This is a genomic window from Mesorhizobium sp. LSHC412B00 (assembly GCF_000503035.1).
In the GTDB taxonomy this organism is placed as follows: Bacteria; Pseudomonadota; Alphaproteobacteria; order Rhizobiales; family Rhizobiaceae; genus Mesorhizobium.
In genome coordinates, this window is record NZ_AYWB01000004.1 from 459,056 (window position 1) to 478,787 (window position 19,732).

At 64.3% G+C, this 19,732-nt stretch carries 24 protein-coding genes and 1 tRNA gene; 8 read left to right on the top strand and 17 right to left on the bottom strand.

From position 1 onward, the window contains the following. Positions 1 to 54: 54 nt before the first annotated feature. From X757_RS153795 to ureC, 8 genes are all read right to left on the bottom strand, one after another. The gene (locus X757_RS153795) at positions 55 to 822 is read right to left on the bottom strand and encodes a class II aldolase and adducin N-terminal domain-containing protein (RefSeq protein ID WP_023725996.1); all 768 of its coding nucleotides are present in this window, start codon (positions 820 to 822) and stop codon (positions 55 to 57) included. Positions 823 to 888: 66 nt separating this feature from the next. Continuing rightward, positions 889 to 1,521 (bottom strand): urease accessory protein UreG, encoded by a 633-nt coding sequence (gene ureG, locus X757_RS153790; protein ID WP_023671240.1) that lies wholly within the window; start codon positions 1,519 to 1,521, stop codon positions 889 to 891. Between the two features lie 13 nt (positions 1,522 to 1,534). Further along, entirely contained in the window at positions 1,535 to 1,975 is a 441-nt protein-coding gene (locus X757_RS153785) for a DUF3995 domain-containing protein (protein WP_023725997.1), read from the bottom strand. Then, a complete protein-coding gene (locus X757_RS153780; RefSeq protein ID WP_023725998.1) occupies positions 1,972 to 2,658 on the bottom strand; it encodes an urease accessory protein UreF in 687 nt (228 codons plus the stop codon). The genes X757_RS153785 and X757_RS153780 overlap by 4 nt, the downstream gene beginning before the upstream one ends. Beyond that, entirely contained in the window at positions 2,651 to 3,253 is a 603-nt protein-coding gene (locus X757_RS153775) for an urease accessory protein UreE (RefSeq protein WP_023725999.1), read from the bottom strand. The genes X757_RS153780 and X757_RS153775 overlap by 8 nt, the downstream gene beginning before the upstream one ends. Beyond that, positions 3,250 to 3,855 (bottom strand): glutathione S-transferase family protein, encoded by a 606-nt coding sequence (locus X757_RS153770; protein WP_023726000.1) that lies wholly within the window; start codon positions 3,853 to 3,855, stop codon positions 3,250 to 3,252. The genes X757_RS153775 and X757_RS153770 overlap by 4 nt, the downstream gene beginning before the upstream one ends. A 42-nt stretch (positions 3,856 to 3,897) precedes the next feature. Then, a complete protein-coding gene (locus X757_RS153765) occupies positions 3,898 to 4,491 on the bottom strand; it encodes a hypothetical protein (RefSeq protein WP_023726001.1) in 594 nt (197 codons plus the stop codon). Between the two features lie 92 nt (positions 4,492 to 4,583). Continuing rightward, positions 4,584 to 6,296, bottom strand: a complete 1,713-nt coding sequence (gene ureC / locus X757_RS153760; RefSeq protein ID WP_031251231.1) for an urease subunit alpha — start codon at positions 6,294 to 6,296, stop codon at positions 4,584 to 4,586. Positions 6,297 to 6,476: 180 nt separating this feature from the next. On the opposite strand from ureC, the gene X757_RS153755 reads away from it, so the two are divergent. Together X757_RS153755 and X757_RS153750 are read left to right on the top strand one after the other, a co-directional pair. Continuing rightward, complete coding sequence (locus X757_RS153755) at positions 6,477 to 6,839, top strand: hypothetical protein (protein ID WP_023671233.1); 363 nt, start codon at positions 6,477 to 6,479, stop codon at positions 6,837 to 6,839. A 123-nt stretch (positions 6,840 to 6,962) separates the two neighbouring features. Next, the gene (locus X757_RS153750; protein ID WP_023689155.1) at positions 6,963 to 7,460 is read left to right on the top strand and encodes a hypothetical protein; all 498 of its coding nucleotides are present in this window, start codon (positions 6,963 to 6,965) and stop codon (positions 7,458 to 7,460) included. A gap of 26 nt (positions 7,461 to 7,486) precedes the next feature. Here X757_RS153750 and X757_RS153745 read toward each other — a convergent pair whose 3' ends face one another. The 5 genes from X757_RS153745 to X757_RS153725 are packed head-to-tail and all read right to left on the bottom strand — an operon-like array spanning position 7,487 to position 9,843. After that, positions 7,487 to 7,792 carry an urease subunit beta gene (locus tag X757_RS153745; protein WP_023671231.1) on the bottom strand — a complete coding sequence of 102 codons (306 nt, stop codon included), beginning with the start codon at positions 7,790 to 7,792 and terminating at the stop codon, positions 7,487 to 7,489. Positions 7,793 to 7,800: 8 nt separating this feature from the next. Then, on the bottom strand, positions 7,801 to 8,394 hold the full coding sequence (locus X757_RS153740; RefSeq protein ID WP_023689154.1) for a HupE/UreJ family protein: 594 nt from the start codon (positions 8,392 to 8,394) through the stop codon (positions 7,801 to 7,803). Positions 8,395 to 8,423: 29 nt separating this feature from the next. Beyond that, a complete protein-coding gene (locus tag X757_RS153735) occupies positions 8,424 to 8,678 on the bottom strand; it encodes a DUF1272 domain-containing protein (RefSeq protein ID WP_023671229.1) in 255 nt (84 codons plus the stop codon). Positions 8,679 to 8,688: 10 nt separating this feature from the next. Then, positions 8,689 to 8,991, bottom strand: a complete 303-nt coding sequence (locus X757_RS153730) for an urease subunit gamma (RefSeq protein WP_023689153.1) — start codon at positions 8,989 to 8,991, stop codon at positions 8,689 to 8,691. Between the two features lie 30 nt (positions 8,992 to 9,021). After that, positions 9,022 to 9,843 (bottom strand): urease accessory protein UreD, encoded by an 822-nt coding sequence (locus X757_RS153725; RefSeq protein WP_084014374.1) that lies wholly within the window; start codon positions 9,841 to 9,843, stop codon positions 9,022 to 9,024. A gap of 235 nt (positions 9,844 to 10,078) precedes the next feature. On the opposite strand from X757_RS153725, the gene X757_RS153720 reads away from it, so the two are divergent. The 3 genes from X757_RS153720 to X757_RS153710 all read left to right on the top strand — a co-directional run bounded on the left by X757_RS153720 (position 10,079) and on the right by X757_RS153710 (position 12,404). Continuing rightward, positions 10,079 to 10,333 (top strand): acyl carrier protein, encoded by a 255-nt coding sequence (locus X757_RS153720; RefSeq protein ID WP_023671226.1) that lies wholly within the window; start codon positions 10,079 to 10,081, stop codon positions 10,331 to 10,333. A 5-nt stretch (positions 10,334 to 10,338) separates the two neighbouring features. Next, positions 10,339 to 11,547 carry a beta-ketoacyl synthase gene (locus tag X757_RS153715; protein ID WP_023671225.1) on the top strand — a complete coding sequence of 403 codons (1,209 nt, stop codon included), beginning with the start codon at positions 10,339 to 10,341 and terminating at the stop codon, positions 11,545 to 11,547. A gap of 152 nt (positions 11,548 to 11,699) precedes the next feature. After that, complete coding sequence (locus X757_RS153710) at positions 11,700 to 12,404, top strand: glutathione S-transferase family protein (RefSeq protein ID WP_023671224.1); 705 nt, start codon at positions 11,700 to 11,702, stop codon at positions 12,402 to 12,404. Positions 12,405 to 12,429: 25 nt separating this feature from the next. On the opposite strand, the gene X757_RS153705 is transcribed toward X757_RS153710, so the two are convergent. The 4 genes from X757_RS153705 to X757_RS153690 form a co-directional block, all read right to left on the bottom strand. Further along, the gene (locus X757_RS153705; RefSeq protein WP_023683605.1) at positions 12,430 to 12,801 is read right to left on the bottom strand and encodes a hypothetical protein; all 372 of its coding nucleotides are present in this window, start codon (positions 12,799 to 12,801) and stop codon (positions 12,430 to 12,432) included. An 85-nt stretch (positions 12,802 to 12,886) separates the two neighbouring features. Then, a complete protein-coding gene (locus tag X757_RS153700) occupies positions 12,887 to 13,507 on the bottom strand; it encodes a nucleoside triphosphate hydrolase (protein WP_023671222.1) in 621 nt (206 codons plus the stop codon). 269 nt (positions 13,508 to 13,776) lie between these two features. Then, positions 13,777 to 14,868, bottom strand: coding sequence for a hypothetical protein (locus X757_RS153695; RefSeq protein WP_023714518.1), 1,092 nt, complete (start codon positions 14,866 to 14,868; stop codon positions 13,777 to 13,779). Positions 14,869 to 15,048: 180 nt separating this feature from the next. Then, positions 15,049 to 16,860 carry a peptidase C14 gene (locus X757_RS153690; RefSeq protein WP_023726004.1) on the bottom strand — a complete coding sequence of 604 codons (1,812 nt, stop codon included), beginning with the start codon at positions 16,858 to 16,860 and terminating at the stop codon, positions 15,049 to 15,051. 249 nt (positions 16,861 to 17,109) lie between these two features. Here X757_RS153690 and X757_RS153685 point away from each other — a divergent pair, with 249 nt between their 5' ends. From X757_RS153685 to X757_RS153675, 3 genes are all read left to right on the top strand, one after another. Then, positions 17,110 to 18,078 carry a D-alanyl-D-alanine carboxypeptidase family protein gene (locus X757_RS153685; RefSeq protein ID WP_023726005.1) on the top strand — a complete coding sequence of 323 codons (969 nt, stop codon included), beginning with the start codon at positions 17,110 to 17,112 and terminating at the stop codon, positions 18,076 to 18,078. A 429-nt stretch (positions 18,079 to 18,507) separates the two neighbouring features. Further along, a complete protein-coding gene (locus X757_RS153680; protein WP_023703727.1) occupies positions 18,508 to 19,410 on the top strand; it encodes a DUF1003 domain-containing protein in 903 nt (300 codons plus the stop codon). Positions 19,411 to 19,572: 162 nt separating this feature from the next. Next, positions 19,573 to 19,649, top strand: a tRNA-Arg gene (locus X757_RS153675). Positions 19,650 to 19,732: the final 83 nt, after the last annotated feature.

The following is a 19,732-nucleotide window of genomic DNA, read 5'->3' on the forward strand; positions in this document are numbered from 1 at the left end:
CTCATCCCCCTGCCGGGACCTTCTCCCCGTGAACGGGGAGAAGGGTGAACTCATTCAGCTGCGGTACACCGGCTCCTCCTCGTCGAGGATCGCCTTCAGCTCGGCAAGGTGACGCTCCGCCTGGCCGGGATAGTCGTCCATTTCGCTGGCGGCCTTTTCGGCAATGGCGTCGGAGAGCGTGCGCAGCGGCCGGCCGGTCCACAGCGCCTTGATGTAGGTCTCTGCGGCGCGCTCGAAATAGAACATGCGGTTGAAGGCGTCGGCAACGGTGTCGCCGATGACCATGACGCCGTGATTGCCCATCACCATCACCTTGACCTTAGGGTCGGTGAGCAGTTGCGAGCAGCGCTCGCCTTCCTCCTCGAAGGCCAGCCCGCCATAGTGGGCATCGACGACGTGGCGGTTGAAGAACATGGCCGAGTTCTGGTCGATCGGCGGCAGAGTCGAGTCGGCCAGCGACGCAAGCACAGTGGCATGAATGGAATGCACATGCATGGCGCAGCGCGCATGCGGCACGTTGCGGTGAATGGCGCCGTGCAGACCCCAGGCGGTCGGGTCGGGCGCATTCGGGCCGGACAATGTCTCGGGATCGTTGGCGTCGATCAGCAAAAGGTCGCTCGCCTTGATGCGCGAGAAATGCACCTGGTTGGGGTTCATCAGGAATTTGCTGCCGGCCTCGTTGACCGACAGCGAGAAGTGGTTGGCCACGGCTTCATGCATGTTGAGCCGCGCCGTCCAGCGGAAGGCGGCGGCAAGGTCGACGCGCCCCTCATAATAGGGCAGGTTGGTCAGCGGCTCTTTCTGCAAACGGGCGATGCTCATCAAAAAATCCTCCATTTCCCCGAGAATGCCGCGCCCAATGCCGACCAGCAACCGGTAAGTACTGGGTCAGGCCGCCGAGCGAGCCGACTGCAGCCCGCCATGTTCGACGATGAAGTCGATGACTTCCTGCAGTCCCTTGCCGCGCGACAGGTCGGTGAAGCCGAACGGGCGCTTGCCCCGCATTCGGGCGGCGTCGCTCTCCATGACATCGAGGTTGACGTTCACATAGGGCGCCAGATCGCTCTTGTTGATGACCAGGAAATCGGAACGGGTGATCGCCGGCCCGCCCTTCCTGGGGATTTCCTCGCCCTGGCAAACCGAGATGACATAGAGGGTCAGGTCGGCAAGGTCCGGCGAGAAGGTGGCGGCAAGATTGTCGCCGCCGGATTCGATGAAGACGATGTCGAGATCGGGGAATTTCCTGTTCAGCCCGGCGATCGCCTGCAAATTGATCGAGGCGTCCTCACGGATGGCGGTGTGCGGGCAGCCGCCGGTCTCCACGCCGACGATGCGGTCCTCAGGCAGCGCCTGCAGGCGGGCCAGCATCATGGCGTCTTCCTTGGTGTAGATGTCGTTGGTGACGACGGCGATGGAGAAATCGTCGCGCAGCGCCTTGCAGAGCTTTTCGGTGAGCGTCGTCTTGCCGGAGCCGACGGGACCGCCGATGCCGATACGCAGGGGACCGTTTGCCTGAGTCATACCGAAAACTCCGTCATGCCGAAAACTCCGTGATGGCGAGGATGGCGAAGCTGAGCCCGATCAACAGGCAGAGCGGCGAATAGAAGCTGATATCGAGCCGCGCAAAAGGCTGTTCCGGCGCCACACGGCGCCACCACGGCGTGAAGCCGGCAATGCCGCGGCCGAGGAAGACCAGCCCTATGAGCAGCGCTGTGGCGGAAAGGCCTTCCCTTGGAAAGGGGGTGGCGAAGACCCCTGTTAGCGCCAGCGGCCACAGTGTCGCCAGGCACAGGCACGCGGCAACGGCGAAACAGGCAAACGGCGTCGGCATCTCGTCGACGCCGCGAAAGCCGACGACGGCGTGGGCGCAGGAGACGCCGTCCCTGCCCGGCCAGATGCCGCCAAGGCCCCAATAGACATGCAGCGCGGTGATCAGCAGCAGGACGGCCGAGAGGGCGAAGGCGAGGACGATCATGAGCGGAACAGCCTGGAATACTGCGTCTCGTGCTTCATCGCCATGATGTCGGAGATGAAGGCGCAGCCGCCGAGATCGTCCAATGTCGAGCCGGCGGCGCGCGCGGCCGTCGACAGCGCCAACGGCTCGAAGCCGGCGAGCAAGGCCATGGCGTCCGTCTGGCCGACGATTCCGAGTCGGATCGCCGCCTGAACGAGGTTAGAGAAGAAGGCCTGCAGGAAGGCCGACATCGCGTCCTGAAGCGCGATGCCGTTGCCGCCGGCAACGGCGCCGACGGCGACACAGTAGGCGCATTCGGCCGGCAGGCGGCCCAATACCGGATTCGCCCACGCCGCTGCCGCTTTCAGGAAGGCGGCGCCTTGCAGCATGGTTTCGGTGTGGCGCTCACGCGAGCCGGCCAGCGCTTCGGCGAGATCGGCAATTTCATGGAGGTCGCCTTCATGGAGGTCGCCGCCGTCGCGGGCGCGGCGCCAGCTTTCCGCGAAGAGCACGGCGTCGTTCCAGCCCGAGCCCATCTCGACCAGCGTCTCCAGCCAGAAGGCGAGGCTGGCGGTATCGGCAACCAGCCCGTCTTGCACGGCACGCTCGAGTCCATGGCTGTAGGCAAAGCCGCCAACGGGAAAGGCCGGCGACAGCCACGCCATGAGCCGCAGCAAAGCGATGCCGGATGGCTGGTCAGTCATGATCGTGATGATGCCCGTCATGGGAATGGCTGTGCGAATGCGACTCGCTGTGTGCGTGGGAACGTCCATCATGGGAATGCGCTTCGGCGTGCGCATGCGCATGGCCATGATCGTGACCATGCGCACCTTGGGCGGAATAGGCGCCGCGCACCGGCTTGAACGGTTCGGAGACTTCGCGCACCGTGGCGCCCAGCCCTTCCAGCATAGCCTTGATGACATGGTCGCGCAAAATCAGGATGCGGCTGGGCTCGATCGCAGCCGCCAGATGGCGGTTGCCGATATGCCAGGCAAGCTCGGTCAGGTGCACGGCATCGCGGGCGCGGATATCATAGACCTCTTCGGGTGCTGCTGTGATTTCGACATGGCGGCCGTCTTCCAAGACCAGCCTGTCGCCATCGTTCAGGGTCACAGGCTCGGGCAGGTCGACCAGCACCTTGCTGCCGTCGGCAAGCTCGATGGCGCGGCGGCGCAAATGACGCTCGTCATGGGGCAGGACGGCACGGCCGGCTGGGGCCGTGGTTCCGGCAGTGCCGGCAGCCACCACCGAGACGGCGCGCGGGAACTTGGTGAAGTCGGTGTTCAGGTTGAGTTTCATTGCATGGCTCCACCGTTAGCCTGGGCTCTCGCACGGGCAGGCCGCGCCAGGACGCGGTCGAAATACGCGTTGACGCGCTCGGATTCGATCGGAAATTTTCCGGCGCGGGCCCAGCCGCCCATGTCGCCCAACAGCACGTCGACGGCGGAAAACCGGTCGCCCAGCGCAAACTCCCGATCCCCCAGCCGGCCGTCGAGCGCCTTGGCCTCCGAGGCGAAATCGTAGGCGGCGGCGGGGCCGACATCGACCCGCACGTCCTTCGGCAACAGGAAGCGGTGGCGCAGCTTGTTCCACAGCGGCGCTTCGAACTCGGACTGGGCAAAATGCATCCAGGAATCCATTTCGGCGCGTCCGGCCACACCTGGATTGGCGCCCATGCCTTTGTCGGCGTGCTTGTCGGCGAGATAGACGCAGATCGCCGCCGAATCCGTCACCGTCAGTTCGCCATCGATCAGGATCGGCACCTTGCCCGACGGGTTGAGCGCATAGGCTTCCGGCGAGCGCAATTTGACCTCGACGAATTCATAGGGCTGCCCGAGTTCCTCAAGCATCCACAGAACGCGGCTGACGCGGGAGCCACGCGATCCGATAGCCTTGTACATGGTCGAACCCTCTTTCCTGCGACCCTAAACCATAGCCACTGTTCAGACGATGGTGTCGAAGAGCCGCAGGATGAACGATATCTGATAGATCAGCGTGCCGACGACGAAGGCAATGTGAAAACGGCGGTCGCGCACCAGTATGGCGGCTATGCACAACACCACGAAAACCGGCGTTCGAAACAGATATTCATTGCCGTAGCGGGCGAAATGCTCGGGACCTTTCAGCAGCGTGTCGACGACATCGAGCAGATAGGTGGCCGCCAGCAGGCCGAAGAACCAGCCGCGGCGCGAATAGAAGAAATCCTCGTAGCTGGTGTAGTCGAGCATCGAATCCGGAAACAGCAGCGCGCACAGCAGGAACAGCGTGATGGCGTAGAAGATCAGGAACAGGTACTTGCCGAAAGTCCAGACCTCTATGGTGTAGAGGCCGAACTCCCACCACCAGAAATGCACCAGCAGCAACAGCATGGAGGCGACCCAGCCGAGGTGCACGGGATAGAGCCTGTACTGGCCGGGATGCTGGACGATGCGCGCCACCCCCGACAGCAGGCGAGCGACGCCAAGTCCGATCACCATGCCCATGACGATGCGGATATGCGGGAAGATGTCGTGGGCGGAGGCTATTTCGGTGGCCATGACCTGCTACGCGGTTTCTTTGAGCCGCATATTGCGGCGGCACCGACCGGCTCGCAATGGAATTTGCCGGGTCGATCAAATCGCCCCTCGCCTCAAAACAGGAAATACCGCTGCGCCATCGGCAGCACGGTTGCCGGCTCGCAAGTCAAGAGTTCGCCATCGGCGCGAACCTCATAGGTTTCGGGATCGACCTCGATATGCGGCGTGGCGTCGTTGAGGATCATCGAGTGCTTGCCGATGCCGTCACGGGTATTTTCGACCGCGACGAACTGCTTGTCGACGCCGAGCCTGCCATGCAGGCCGGACTCCAGCGCCGCCTTGGAAACGAAGGTCACCGACGAGTTGGTCCTGGCCTTGCCATAGGCGCCGAACATCGGGCGGTAGTGCATCGGCTGCGGTGTCGGGATAGAGGCGTTGGGGTCGCCCATCGGGGCTGCGGCTATCATGCCGCCGATCAGCACCATGTCCGGTTTGACGCCGAAGAAGGCTGGGTTCCACAGCACCAGATCGGCGCGCTTGCCGACCGCGATCGACCCGATGTCCCTGGAGAGCCCATGCGCGATGGCCGGGTTGATGGTGTATTTGGCGATGTAGCGGCGGACGCGGAAATTGTCGTTGTTGCCGGTCTCCTGCGGCAATGACCCGCGCTGGCGCTTCATCTTGTCGGCGGTCTGCCAGGTGCGGATCGCCACCTCGCCGACACGGCCCATGGCCTGCGAGTCCGACGAGATGATCGAGAAGGCGCCGATATCGTGCAGAATGTCTTCTGCCGCGATGGTCTCCTTGCGGATACGGCTTTCGGCAAAGGCGATGTCTTCAGGGATCGACGGCGACAGATGGTGGCAGACCATCAGCATGTCGAGATGCTCGGCCAGCGTGTTGACGGTGTAGGGCCGGGTCGGGTTGGTCGAGGACGGGATGACGTTGGGCAGGCCGCAAACCTTGATGATGTCAGGCGCATGGCCGCCGCCGGCACCCTCGGTGTGGAAGGCGTGGATGGTGCGGCCCTTGATGGCGGCGACGGTGTTCTCGACGAAGCCGGATTCGTTCAGCGTGTCGGTGTGGATCATCACCTGCACGTCGTGATCGTCGGCAACCGACAGGCAGCAATCGATGGCCGCCGGCGTCGTCCCCCAGTCCTCGTGCAGCTTCAGCGAGCAGGCGCCGCCCAGCACCATTTCCTCCAGCGCTGCCGGCAGCGAGGCATTACCCTTGCCCGACAGGCCGATGTTCATCGGGAAAGCGTCGAAGGACTGGATCATGCGCGCCATGTGCCAGGGTCCCGGCGTGCAGGTGGTGGCCAGCGTGCCATGCGCCGGGCCGGTGCCGCCACCGAGCATGGTGGTGATGCCCGACATCAGCGCTTCGTCGATCTGCTGCGGGCAGATGAAGTGGATGTGCGCGTCGAAGCCGCCGGCGGTGAGGATCTTGCCCTCGCCGGCGATGATCTCTGTACCGGGGCCGATGATGATGGTGACGCCGTCCTGCGTGTCGGGATTGCCGGCCTTGCCGATCGCCGCGATGCGGCCGTCCCTGAGACCGATGTCGGCCTTGAAGATGCCGGCCGTGGCATCGACCACCAGCGCGTTGGTGATGACCGTGTCGACCGCGCCGCCGGCGCGCGACACCTGGCTCTGGCCCATGCCGTCGCGGATGACCTTGCCGCCGCCGAATTTCACCTCCTCGCCATGGACGGTGAGGTCCTTTTCGACCTCGATAAACAGCTCGGTGTCGGCCAGGCGCACTCTGTCGCCGACCGTCGGGCCATACATCTGCGCGTAGGCGGCGCGGGTAATTCTAGCCATCAGTCAATGCTCCCCAAACGAGAGTCCGGCCGCAGCCGAACTCCACATCGTCGCCATCCAATGGTCATGCAATGACCCGCTCGGCGACACCTTCTGATCCCATTTGGCCGTTGAGGTGGCCGTGCCACCCCAAACCGCCCGTTTGCCAAACCCTTGGCCAAATCGATGAAAGGAAAATACATGCGCAAAATCATCGTTCTTGCAGCCGCCGCCACGCTGGCCTCCGCAACCGTAGCCGGCGCCCAGCAGCAGCCCACGCCGCAACCGAAGCCGGCGGCGCCCAGCGCTCAGCCGGCGGCGCCGGCGATCCAGAAGGTCAACATCGTCGATATCAGCGAATTGCCCAAGGCCACCCAGACGCAGGTCAATCAGGTGATCGCCCAGCGTGGCGATGCCGGGCTGCAGAAACTGCGCTCTTCGATCGACGCGACGCCGCAGATCAAGTCGGCGCTCGAAGCCAAGGGGCTCACCTCGGCACAGGTGGTCGCCGCCAGCATGACCACCGATGGCGCGCTGACCCTTGTCACCAAGAAGGCAAGCTGAAAGAAGCGCTTGGCGGGCCGGCACCCGGCCCGCCAGCCCACAGGGAACCTTCGCCCGACAGGAGGCGTTTCGTTCCTTTGGCGCCGAACGGCGTTGCACAGAAAAGTCCACCAGGAGCGAGCAATGCCTGTCTTTGCCGACACCAGATGGCTCCAGAGCCTTGCTGCCTGCACATTTCTCGCAGCTTTCGGCCCGCAAGCCGCGCAAGGTCTTGAAAGCGCTGACGCCGTCAACCGGGCCGATACCGTCAACAGGATCGTCGGCTCCGATGTCCGGCAGGAGGAGGCGCGGACGGAACCACAGACCAACAAGATCATCACCGCGATCGAGCGGACGCGTGAGAACATCGGCGCCGTGCGCAAGACGTCCAAGCTCGATACTGTGGATATCGTCTTCCTCACCGACGCGGCGCGCAGCGAAGGCGGCCCGCCGCCGGCGGTCGAGAGCAAGGTCGAACAGCATCAGGATGACATTGCGGAACTGCGCAAGGAGATCGACGCCAACGCCTTGCTGTTCAACGCCATCGATTCGCGGCGCGTGCTTACGGAAGACGTCCTTGCGGTGGAATTCGACGGCTCGGCAAGAATCGTCATCTACGCGGCGGCCAGGCCGTCGAACTGACCTCAGGGCGCCCGACCCCGTCGATCTCACAGCCTGCCCATGATCTTCTGCTGAAAACCGTAGACCTCGCGTTTTCCTCCGAACGGCACCAGCGTGACGTCCCGCTCTTGTCCCGGTTCGAAGCGCATCGCGGTGCCGGCGGCAATGTCCAGACGCATGCCGCGCGCTTTGTCGCGATCGAATTTCAACCCCTCATTGGTCTCGAAGAAATGGTAGTGGCTGCCGACCTGGATCGGCCGGTCGCCGCTGTTGGCCACCTTCAGCGTCACCGTCGGCAGCCCCTTGTTGAGCTCGATGTCGCCGCTTGCCGTGATGATTTCGCCGGGAATCATCGTTAGCCTCACAAAACGCCGAAGACCAGGCCGACGGCGACTGCAGCACAAGCGGCGCCAGCGGCGCGGGCAAGCCCGCGAAAGCGCATGCCGAGGCCAAGGCCGGCAGCGATGCCCATGGCATGGAGAAGTGCGGTGGCAACGGCAAAGCCGGCCATATAGTCAAGTCCACCGGCATTTTCCGGCACTTCGGTGCCGTGGGCATGGCCATGGAACAGCGCGAACAGGCCGATGATGGCGACTCCGGCCGAGACCGGCAGATCGACCGCCAACGCCACCAGCAAGCCAAGCGCGACGACGGAGGCAAGGATGCCCGGTTCGACGAAAGGCACCGGCACGTGGAGCATGCCGAGCGCGCCGCCGACCAGCATGACGCCGACAAAGGCCAGCGGCCAGGCCCAGATTGCCTTGCCGCCCTTGAGCGCCGCCCACAGGCCGACGGCTACCATGACGGTCATATGGTCGAGGCCGGACAGCGGATGCGCGAAGCCCGCCGCGAAGGACGAGGTCGTGCCGATGCCGACATGGGCATAAGCGGGCATCGCCGCCGCCAGCAGCAGGATCGCTGCAAGCGTGGTGCGTTTGGTTGAAGCAGAGATCATCGGTCTTCCCTTCGAAGTCACGAAAACAATCACGCAGCCTTGCGCGGGCCGCAGCCCTCGGCCTTGAGCACGCGTTGGGTCGAGGCCGGATATTTCACCAGTTTCTCCACTGGGCGGATCGGGCGTGCGGAAAAATTGCCGCCGCAGTTCGGGCAGACGCCGCCCAGCACATGTTCAGCGCAGTCAGCGCAGAAGGTGCATTCAAAGGTGCAGATCAGCGCGTCCGCCGCTTCCGGCGGCAGGTCCTTGTCGCAGCATTCGCAATTCGGTCGCAGCTCCAGCATCGTTTTCTCCTCACCTGATCGGTTCGTGAACGGTCACCAGCTTGGTGCCGTCGGGAAAGGTCGCCTCGACCTGCACGTCGTGGATCATCTCGGCGATGCCTTCCATCACCTGCCCGCGGGTGATGACATGGGCGCCGGCCTCCATCAGTTCGGCGACCGGGCGGCCGTCGCGGGCGCCCTCGACGACGAAATCGGTGATCAGCGCGATCGCTTCGGGGTGATTGAGCTTGACGCCGCGTTCCAGCCGCTTGCGCGCCACGATCGCCGCCATGGCGATGAGCAGCTTGTCCTTTTCACGCGGCGTCAGGTTCATGCGCTTTCCTGGATTTGGCCTGTATTTGGCTCAGAGTGACCATAATTTGGGCAGACCCGCCCGCCCGTTGAGCAGTTCGACGAGCGGAACCAGCCGCTTGCGCAGCTGATAGCCGTCCTCGGCAAACAGCCTCGCAAGAAGCTTGCCAGATTTTTTGACGCTCCAGGCGCTGGCATCGCCGTCGGCGCCGACGATGTCGCGGGCCGGATCGAGCAAGCCTTCGGCCTGCGGCGAGACCATCAGCAGCGTCGCAGCGGCAATGGCGCCGCCGGCGACCGCCGGGCGGCCAAGTGCCGCCGCGATAGCCGGCCCGATGCGGAAATCCTCGGCATGAACGAGCGCACCATCCTGGCGGACACGCCAACGGTCGTGGAAATGGCCGTGCGCGGCCTCTTCGCCCATGGCGAGGCGGCCGAATATGGTGGCTTCAAGCAGCAATGCCTCGGCGCCTGCGGCAAGCTCGACCTCGAGCGTGCGGGCAAAGGCCGAGCGGTCGAAGACGATGGTTTCCTGGGGCAGCCAGGCGATACGCCCGCCCGCGCCGACGCTGAGCTTCACCCGAACTTCGGCGCGGTCGCTAGCGGCACGATAGATCTTTTCGCAGGCCTGGGTGGTTATCGAGGCGGAGGCACCTGGCCCGACATCGATTTCCCAGCCGAGCCGATCGCCGCCGGTCAGACCGCCGGCGGTGTTGATGAGCACGGCTTCGAGCGGATCGGCCGCAACGGCCGGCATGCGGATTTTGGCCGAGCCGTCCTGATAGAGGCGCAAAAGCCGGGTGCGTCCATCCCTGACGCCGCACGCAAGCCGGGCCGCCCCGGCCGCGCGCTGGGCCGGAAGAGCTGGGATCAAGACATGCTGCAACGTATCCACGGCGCTAACGTTAAGCACTCCCGGCGCTTTGTCGATATGGTGCTTGTTGATATAGCTTGTTGCTTGACAGCGTTTCCGTTTCTATAGAGGGAGCCTCTTTGGAACGGTCATGCTGCGCCTGGCGGGTTTTTGAAGGCGACGGCGATTTCAGTCCGGGCAACAGGGGCGCCAACCAATCGGCACCGCGACGTTATAAAATTGGGGAAGGAATCGAATGGCTGACGAGCTGGCAACGGAAATCATCGCCAAGATCAGGGCACATGCGGAGCCCGGTGGCGAAGAGATCACCACCAATACGGAATTGACCGCGCTTGGCATCCATTCCCTGGAACTGACCGAGATCATCTTCGATCTCGAGGAGCAGTACGGCATCGAGATCGAGATGAACACGGTCGATGCCTGGAGCAATCTCAAGAATGTCGGCGATATGGTTGAGGCTGTTCGCGCGCTGATTGCGAAAAAAGCCTGAGCTGAATGCAAAAGCGCGTCGTCATTACCGGCATCGGCGGCATATGCGGGCTCGGCGCCAATGCGCCTGCAATCTGGAACGAAATGCGGGCCGGCCGATCGGCCATCGGTCAAATCAGCAATCCCGGTTTGCATGATTTGAAGGTCAAGGTCGGCTGCGAAATCAAGACGCTGCCCGACCATGGCATCAGCCACAAGCAGACCGTGTCGATGGACCGCTTCAGCCTTTTGGCGACGATTGCCGCGCGCGAAGCCATGCAGCATGCCGGCCTGACATCGACTGAAGCAACCACCTACCGGATGGGCGCGGTTGTCGGCGTCGGCGTCTGCGGCTGGGAGGCGATCGAGGAGAACTATCGCGCCATCCTGGTCGACGGCAAGAACCGGGCCGGCATCTTCACCGTGCCGAAAGTGATGCCGAGTGCGGCATCCGGCCATGTCAGCATGAATCTCGGCCTGCGCGGGCCGGTGTTCGGCGTCACTTCGGCCTGCTCCTCGTCCAATCACGCCTTTGCCTCGGCGGTCGACCAGATCCGGCTCGGCCGCGCCGATGTCATGGTCGCCGGCGGCACCGACGCGCCGCTGCTTTGGGGCATCCTGAAGGGCTGGGAGGCCCTGCGGGTGCTGGCGCCCGATACCTGCCGGCCGTTCTCGGCCGATCGCCAAGGCCTGTCGCTCGGCGAAGGTGCTGGAATGGCGGTGCTGGAAACGTATGAACACGCCATGGCGCGCGGCGCGACCATTCTGGCCGAATTTGCCGGAGCCGGCCTTTCCGCCGACGCTTCCGATATCGTCGCGCCGACTGTCGAGGGACCGACGGCGGCGATGCGCGCCTGCCTGGCGGACGCCGGGCTCAATCCCGAGGACGTCGACTATCTCAACGCCCACGGCACCGGCACCAAGGCCAACGACCAGATCGAGACGGCGGCAATCAAGCGCGTCTTCGGCGACCATGCCTATAAGCTGTCGGTGTCGTCGACCAAGTCGATGCATGCCCATTGCCTCGGCGCCTCGGGCGGCCTGGAAATGATCGCCTGCGTGATGGCGATCCGCGAAGGCATCGTGCCGCCGACGGCCAATTTCCGGCAGGCCGACCCCGACTGCGATCTCGACATCACGCCGAATGTGGCGCGCGAGCGCAAGGTGCGCGCGGCGATCAGCAACGGTTTTGCCTTCGGCGGCACCAATGCCGTGGTGGCGTTCAAGGCGGTCTGACGGCAAGCGACTGGCCTGAGCGACTGGCCCTGAATGACTGCGAAGACGGTGTGTGCACCTTCGACCGGTTGATCGGCAAAGAAGCCGAGGATAATCCTTCGCAACTCGCCAGACGGCGCGATACCGCGCCAAATTCCCGACCGGAGCTTTCGATGACCGACCTGTCCGCCTTTCCGATCACCAAGCGCTGGCCGGCCAGCCACCCCGACCGCCTGCAGCTCTATTCCGCGACGACGCCGAATGGGGTGAAAGTCTCGATCGCGCTGGAAGAACTCGGCCTCCCCTACGAGGCGCATCTGGTGGATATCGGCAAGGACCAGAGCTGGACGCCGGAATTCCTGTCGCTGAACCCGAACGGCAAGATACCCGCGATCATCGACCCCGACGGGCCGGGCGGCAGGCCATTCGGCCTGTTCGAATCCGGCGCCATCCTGCTCTACCTCACCGACAAGACCGGCAAGCTGATCCCTGCCGATCCGGCGCGGCGCTACGAGACCATCCAATGGGTGTTCTTCCAGATGGCGGCGATCGGGCCGATTTTCGGACAGGTCGGGTTTTTCAACAAATTCGCCGGACGCGAGATCGCCGACAAGCGGCCGCTGGATCGCTACCGCAATGAATCGCGGCGGCTGATCGGGGTGCTGGAGACGCGGCTGAAGGGTCGAACCTGGATCATGGACGACGACTATACCATCGCCGACATTTCGATGCTGGGCTGGGTGCGCAATCTGATCGGCTTCTACGAGGCGCGCGAACTCGTCGGCTTCGACGACTTCCCCACCGTCGCGGCATGGCTGGAGCGCGGGCTGGCGCGGCCCGCGGTGCAGCGCGGCCTGACCATTCCCGCCAGGAATTGACCTCGGCCAGCCGAAGCAGCCGGGTCTATTTCGCCTTGGCCTTGCTTTTCGAGCCGCCCTTGCCGATGACGGACGCAGCGAGCGACGCAGCGCCCCTGGCTGTCGCCGCCACCGCACCAGCGGCGACATTGGCGGTCGCCTTGACGGTGCGCATCGCGCCGCCGGCCACCGAGCCGCTGCTTGCCGGCTTCTTGGGTTTGGCGGTTTTCGCCGTCACCTTTGCCGTCGCCACCGGTTCTACCTTCTTTGGCGCCGCTTTGCCGAAAGCCGGCTTTGCGTCCTTGGACCGCTCGGCGATCGCCGGGCCGGCGCCTGCCTTGGCCTGCGTGGCCTTTGCCTGCCTGGCTTTGGGTTGAGCGGTCTTGCTCTTGGCGGGTGTTTTTGCCTTGGTTGCCATCTGACGGTTCCCTCACGGCGGCACGATTGCCGATGAGAGATAACGACCTGAAAGTCTTAAGGTTCCCGTTCCGAAGTCCAGCGAACTATGCGGGATCGCCAACAACCAGGTCGGCGGACCTGCGACGGCCGAGCACGCGATCGATGTTGGGCATGTCGTTGGAAGCGATCCAAGCGCGGGCGTCTTCGTCGGAGCGGCCATGCTCGTGCCAGCGCACCAGAAGGCGGCGCTCGAGTTCGGCACGCGGCACATCGACAAAGATGGTGAAGTCGAACAGCGGCGCCAGCCGCGACCACGGCTCCTCGTCCAGCAGGAGGTAATTGCCTTCGACCAGGATGAACTTGGTCTCGGCGGCAACGATGGAGGCGGCGGCGCGCGACAATTCCATGCTGCGGTCGAACACCGGAATGGCGATGTCTGGCTCGCCCGAACGGATGCGCTTCAACAGCGTCTCGAAGCCGGCGAAGTCGAAAGTCTCCGGCGCGCCCTTTCTTGACCGCAGGCCGCGCTGGTCGAGCACGATGTCATCATAGTGGAAGCCGTCCATCGGCACGACTTCAGCCGCGCCCTCCGGCAACAGATCATGCAGGCCGGCCGAGAGCGTCGACTTGCCGGCGCCGGGCGGGCCGGCAATGGCGACGATGAAGCGTTTCGCCTTGCCAGCGCGCTTGAAGATGGTGGCGGCGAGATGGGCGATTTCGGACATTGGGCGCTTCCAGTTATGCTTTGCATCTTGTCGGCAGTTTGAGGAAATTTCAAACCGCGATTTGGGCAATCTCACGACATCCGCCACGTCAGCGCTGCCCCTCGTCGCCCTGCCGGTGTGCAGCCGATAGATGGGTAACACTTCTCCCCCTATGCGTCCGCCGCAGCGCCAAGCAGATTGGTTGGCGCGGCGGTGCGGCGGACAAGCTCCATGTGCCGTGTGTCGAGGATGCCGGCAGGCAGGTGAGGGGCAGGGCCAGCGTTCGAAAATCAGCCGGGCTGGCCGATCCGCAGGAAATCGCTGTCGAATGCGACATCGCGGGTCGAACCATCGGCTCCGGTGAGATGCATGTGACCTGAGGCTGTCCCGATAGCGCGCGGCGGCTCGCCGCTCGCCAGCGGCAGCGTGCCGATGACATGGCGGAAGGAGACTTCGCCGCCGAGGGTAAAAGCGGTCGCGACCCCTTCGCGCTTCAGCCAATTGTCGTCGATCGATGCGGCATGGCCGATGGCGGCGCGGCCGTCCTCGATCCCGAGCACGCCGCGATGGCGGCTGCTCCACGGCGCGTAGTCGCGGCCGCCATTGCTGAACCACAGCATGGTGACCGGAAGCTCCGCCGGGTTCTTCAGCACCAGCACCAGATCCTGTTCGGCCCGGCGCGCCAGCGCCGTCCAGCCCGGACCGTCATGATCGGCTTCGACCAGGGTGATGAAATCCTCGCGCTCATCCTCCATGCGGTAGTCGGTGAGATCGAGCGTGCCGCCGCCAGTGGCTGGAAAGCGCGTCAGATCGGTCGAGCGGGCGGGATAGGAAAGCTTGAAGCGGCCGCGGGCCGGATCGGGCTCCAGCGGTGCGTCCAGTGTCCCGGCAAAGCGCTTCGGCGAAAAGGCCAGCCGGCCGCCATCGCGCATCGCCGCCATCGGATGGTGGGCGGCGGAGACCGCTCCGGAACCGCCGGAAAAGACATGCTCCTGATAGAGAAAGGGATGACTGTTGCGGAGCGTGAAGATCTTGTCGACCGTCGCGCCCATCACCGTGCGGCGCAACCGGAAGACGGCCCGCCAGCCGTCGGATGTCGCTTCGCTGACGGTGACATCCCAGGGGCTGTTGGCCGGCCAGCCATGCAGCGGTGCGGCCTCGATGTCGCTGGCCGAAAACGGTGCGCATAGGAAATCGCCAGACAGCCGCACCGTGCCTTGAGGCAGATCCGGCGGCAGCGTCTCGCCGGCATCGATCCAGGGCGCGCGGTGCAGCGGCTTCAGCTGGCGGCCATCGCTGTCGACCGTCATGTCGGCGATATGGCCGACAGTGAGATCGAGCGTGACCGAAATGCCCTTTGCCTTGATCGTGACCGTATCCATCCGCGCACCTGCTGATTCTGATGGCAGCGAACAAACCCGCTCCGCGAGGGATGCGCAAGCACAGCGACCGGCATTTTGCATCAGGGCGATTTTTACCCTCCCCCTTGTGGGGAGGGTCGGCNACCCCCACCCCGATCCGCTACGCGGATCGACCCTCCCCACATGGGGGAGGGTGGGCGCCTACTGCCGCTTATACTCGCGCACCGGCGACTTGGTGCCGTCGGTGTAGGTGACCTGCACCGCCATCGACGTCACGTTGTCGGCGACCTTGAAGTAAGGCTGGTAGTCATAAGGAATGGCGTACGGGTCCTTCTTGTCGCAAGGCGGCAGCTTGATCTCCCTGTCGAGCGCCGTGCCGTTCAGGCTGTAGCGCACCTCCTTGATGCCGCAGCGGAACGACAGCATCTGGGAGAAATAGACCAGGCCATGATTGCCGCTGGCGTCGAAGGCGATCCACGACGTCCAGAACTGGTCGAGGATCTGTTTGTTGCCCTGTTGCAGCGCTGCGTCCGGATCGAAACTTATGTTGAACGGCCCGGTCTCGCGGCCCCTGAGATCGAGATACTTGACCCCGATGGTGGTGGCCGTGGTGCTGTCGGGCAATTCGAAGCTCGGATTGGGCATCGGCTTGCCGGTGCGCTGGTCGTTCATCGCCATCAGCCCGGTGTCGGTGAACGGACCTGACACACCCATGCGCCAGGAAATGCCGGTCGCGGCCTCGGGCAGCGAGATGGAGATCGTCCAGCCGGCATTGGAGCGCATCGGCGTCAGCGTCGGGGCAAAGCGTGCTGGGTCGAGCACGTCGCCAAGCGCCGTCAGGCGGGTACGGCTGCGGTCGAGCCAGTCGGCGAGCTGCGTCTGGTCGACGAAATATTTGAGCAGCCCGCCTTCCTTTTCATAGGAGACGAACCTGGTCAGCGCCTCGGCCTCGCTGCGCTTGTCGGACAGCGACTGGACGCCGAGGCGATCCTCGGAAAACTCCTGCGCGAGCAGGTAATAGGCCGGTGCGAAATCCGGATTGGCGGCGATGAAGGCGTTGAGCTTGTCGAGACGCCGGGCATCGTCGAACTGCAGGATATGGACCAGCTTGATCGACAGCGCCTTGGCCTTGTCGGCCAGGGCGCCGAACACTTCGCGGGCGCCGGCCTTGCCGTCCTGCACGCGCAGCAGGGTGGCGAAGCGTGTGTAGGGATCGACGGCGTCGACGTCGAAACCGGCGAAAGCGAGATAGGAGCGCCGCGCATTCAGCATGTCGCCGGAAAGCTCGTAGACGCGGGCATTGTGATAGAATTCGTCCGGCCGCTTCGGCTCGGCGATCGTCCCGCCCTGCGCGGCCAATGCGGCAAAGCCCTTGGCGATGGTGTCGATCGAGGCGGCGATCTGCTCGGTGGTCGCCTGAAGCTTATCCGCCTGCTCGGCCTGTTTCTGCTGGCCGGCAGCGAGCGTTTCGGTCGTCTGCTTGACCGCCTCTACCGACTTTTGCGTCTGCGCGCCCTGCTCAGCCTGCTGCTGCTGGGTCGACGCAATTTCCTCGGTCTTCTTCGCCACCGCGTCGGTCGATTGCTTGACCTGGTCGACCGCCAGCTTCGTCTCGGTTACCGTTTGCTCGATCCTGGCCACCCTGGCCGAGACGATGCCCATCTGCTGCTGCAACTGGGCGATGGCCGGCACCAGGCCGGCGATCACACCGTTCTGCGAATTGGACTGCTGCTGCAGGCCATAGACGCCGCCGGCGACGGCGGCAGCGCTGGTGGCAAAGATCAGCGCCGGCAGCGCCTTGGCGGCCAGCACCAGCCGCAGAACGATGGCAATGGCGATGACGGCGGCGGCAACCGAAGCGACCAGCGCGATATAGGCGGCGAACGGCGCCAGCGGATTGAGGATGTCGGATGCGGCGCCGCCGATGAAAGCGACGCTGCCGGCCCATTTGCCGGTGCGGCTGAGCGAAGCCCTGATAAGAGATGGCGCAGCCGCGCCGATGTCACCGGTCATTGTCAAATCCCCCAAGCAATTGCCGCCTCTATAGCAGCACCGCGACCCCGCAGGCAAAACAGGACAGGAAGCAGGCGATTTCGGGAGGTTGCCGTTTGAGCGCCGATGGTTGGCGAAGCCGAAGCGACATCTGATCTCCCCCCTTGCGGGGGAGATTGGCAGCGTCATCGGCAGCTCCGCCGTTAACCAAATGGACGAACAAAATGGGTTAGGCTAGGTTCCGGCCCTCTCAGCAACGCCGGACTTGACTTGCCAAATTTCCATTTCCCCTCCCCCGCCCAGAAATTTCTCGCAGCCCTCCTGCTGCTTGTCTTCGTGGCCGGCTGCAGCACCACCGCACCGCCCGACAGCGTGCTGGCGGTGCCGGCGCCGCAGGAGAAATATGCGGCCATCGTCGTCGATGCCGGCAGTGGCAAGACGCTGTTCGAAGTCAGTTCGAGGGCGCAACGCTATCCGGCGTCGCTGACCAAGATGATGACGCTGTACCTGCTGTTCGAGGCGCTGGAGTCCGGCCGCGTCTCGAAGGAAACGCAGATTCCGGTCTCCGACAATGCCGCCCGGCAGCCGCCGACCAAATTGCGCTTCAAGCGCGGCGAGAGCATCGATGTCGATTCGGCGATCCGGGCGATCGTGGTCAAGTCGGCCAATGACGTGGCGGTGGCGGTGGGCGAATATCTCGGCGGCTCGGAGGACCAGTTCGCCGCCATGATGACGTCCAAGGCGCGCCAGATCGGCATGAGCAGCACCGTCTTCCGCAATGCCTCCGGCCTGCCCGACGGTGGCCAGCACACATCGGCGCGCGACATGGCGACGCTGGGGATGGCGCTGCGCGCCCGCTTCCCGCAGCAGTTCCACTATTTCTCCGAAAGCGACTTCATGTTCCGCGGCCGGCTGGTGCGCGGCCACAACGACATGCTCGGCCGGGTGCGCGGCGTCGACGGCATCAAGACCGGCTATATCAGGGCATCCGGTTACAATATCGTCACGTCCTACAATGCCGACGGCCGGCATCTGATCGTGGTGGTGATGGGCGCCGACAGCGCTAGGCAGCGCAACGACCATGTCGAAGCGCTGATCCAGCGCAGTCTGTCGCCCGCCATGGCCGATACGAAGACGCGGCTGATGTTTGCGGGAGATCAGCCGGCCGCGTCGCCCGGCCTGCCGCCGCCTGGTTTGCCGGCGCAGGGGTCGCAGTTGCCTGGTTTACCGCCGCAATAGAACCCGTCGTTGGGTGGAGGAACTCTGAAACGCCGGCGGGACAGCACCCCCCTCTGGCCTGCCGGCCATCTCCCCCTCAAGTGGGGAGATTAGCAGCTTCGGCGTCTCGCCTCTTTTTCGTGTTTGGCGAAGCCATGGCGACATCTGATCTCCCCCCTTGAGGGGGAGATGTCCGGCAGGACAGAGGGGGGTCGTGAAGGATCGCTGCCTCATCTTAACTCTGCAGCAGGCGCGACCTCCGTCGGCAACAGCACTTCGGCGGTCTGGTTGCCGAGCAGCAGGCGAGCGAGGCCCCGGGGGGCTGCGCTGCCACAGGCAATTGCAGCAGGCATTCATCACAAGCATGCACAAGCCCCCAATCTTCACCGCCACAGTGGCTATGCCGCCTCGCCTTGGCGTATCGTGGGCGCGACAGCAGGAGCCGGCATCATGAGCCCAAAACCATCCGAACAGGCCGACAATGAAAACGACAGCGGCGGCGAGTATTTCGAGGCGCCGCCCGCCCACGACGCCGAACTGGTTGCCGACGAGGCGCTGGAAGCGCCCGATGTGCCGGACTCCGAACCCCATGGCCGCCTGAAGCCGAAGCGAAAACCGTCGGCGATATCAGGTAGAAAGTTTCGCAAGCGTGACCTGGTGCGCATCGACGACCTCAGGCCGAGCCTGGCCGACCGCATCCGCTCCGATCATCCCGACCTGCCGCGCGGCGCCCGCATCAGCCGGGAGGAGCTCGGCCGCTACCGCATGCGCTACATGGAGGAGCTGCTGCAGCAGGAGCATGGCGAATTCTCCGAGCTCGACCGCCAGGTGGTCGAATCGATCGCCAGGCAGGACACGATTTCGGAAAACTCGGAAGAGGAGTTCGAGGAGCACCGCTCGTTCGCCGACCGCGTCTCCGACAACATGGCGGCTTTCGGCGGCAGCTGGTGGTTCCTGATCTCGTTCGGCAGCGTGCTTGCGGTGTGGATCGGCATCAATTTGATCGCGGGCGTGAGCAGCGCCTTCGACCCCTACCCCTTCATCCTGCTCAACCTGCTGCTCTCCTGTATCGCCGCCATCCAGGCGCCGATCATCATGATGAGCCAGAGACGGACGGAGGCCAAGGACCGCCTGCGCTCGTTCAACGACTACCGGGTGAACCTGAAAGCCGAGCTGGAAGTGCGCCATTTGCACGAAAAGCTCGACTATCTGATCTCGCGCCAATGGACGCGGCTGGCCGAAATGCAGCAGATGCAGCTGGATGCGATGCACGAACTGACCGGCGCGAAGAAGGCGAAGCGGGCGCCGCGCAGGGTGCGCAGGCGGGTGGCGAAGGTGGAGGTGGCGGGGTGAGTCCCGGGCTGAGGCTGCAAGGCGGACGCGAAGTTGCCGAGCCGCGCGACGTGGCTTCGAAAATATCGCCACGCCAATTGCCCGTTGAAGCCCGCGCCGGCTTCCGCTAAGAAGCCGTGGCTGGCCGGCCTATCGGCTGGTTCGTTTTCAGGTTCCCTGAAGGCACCCGTAGCTCAGCTGGATAGAGCGCTGCCCTCCGAAGGCAGAGGTCACAGGTTCGAATCCTGTCGGGTGCGCCAGCTTACCGAGGGTCCATTCCGGACACATAGGTTACGGTTTATATCGGAGACATGGGTAACACTTTTGGCCCGAAGGGGTTTTG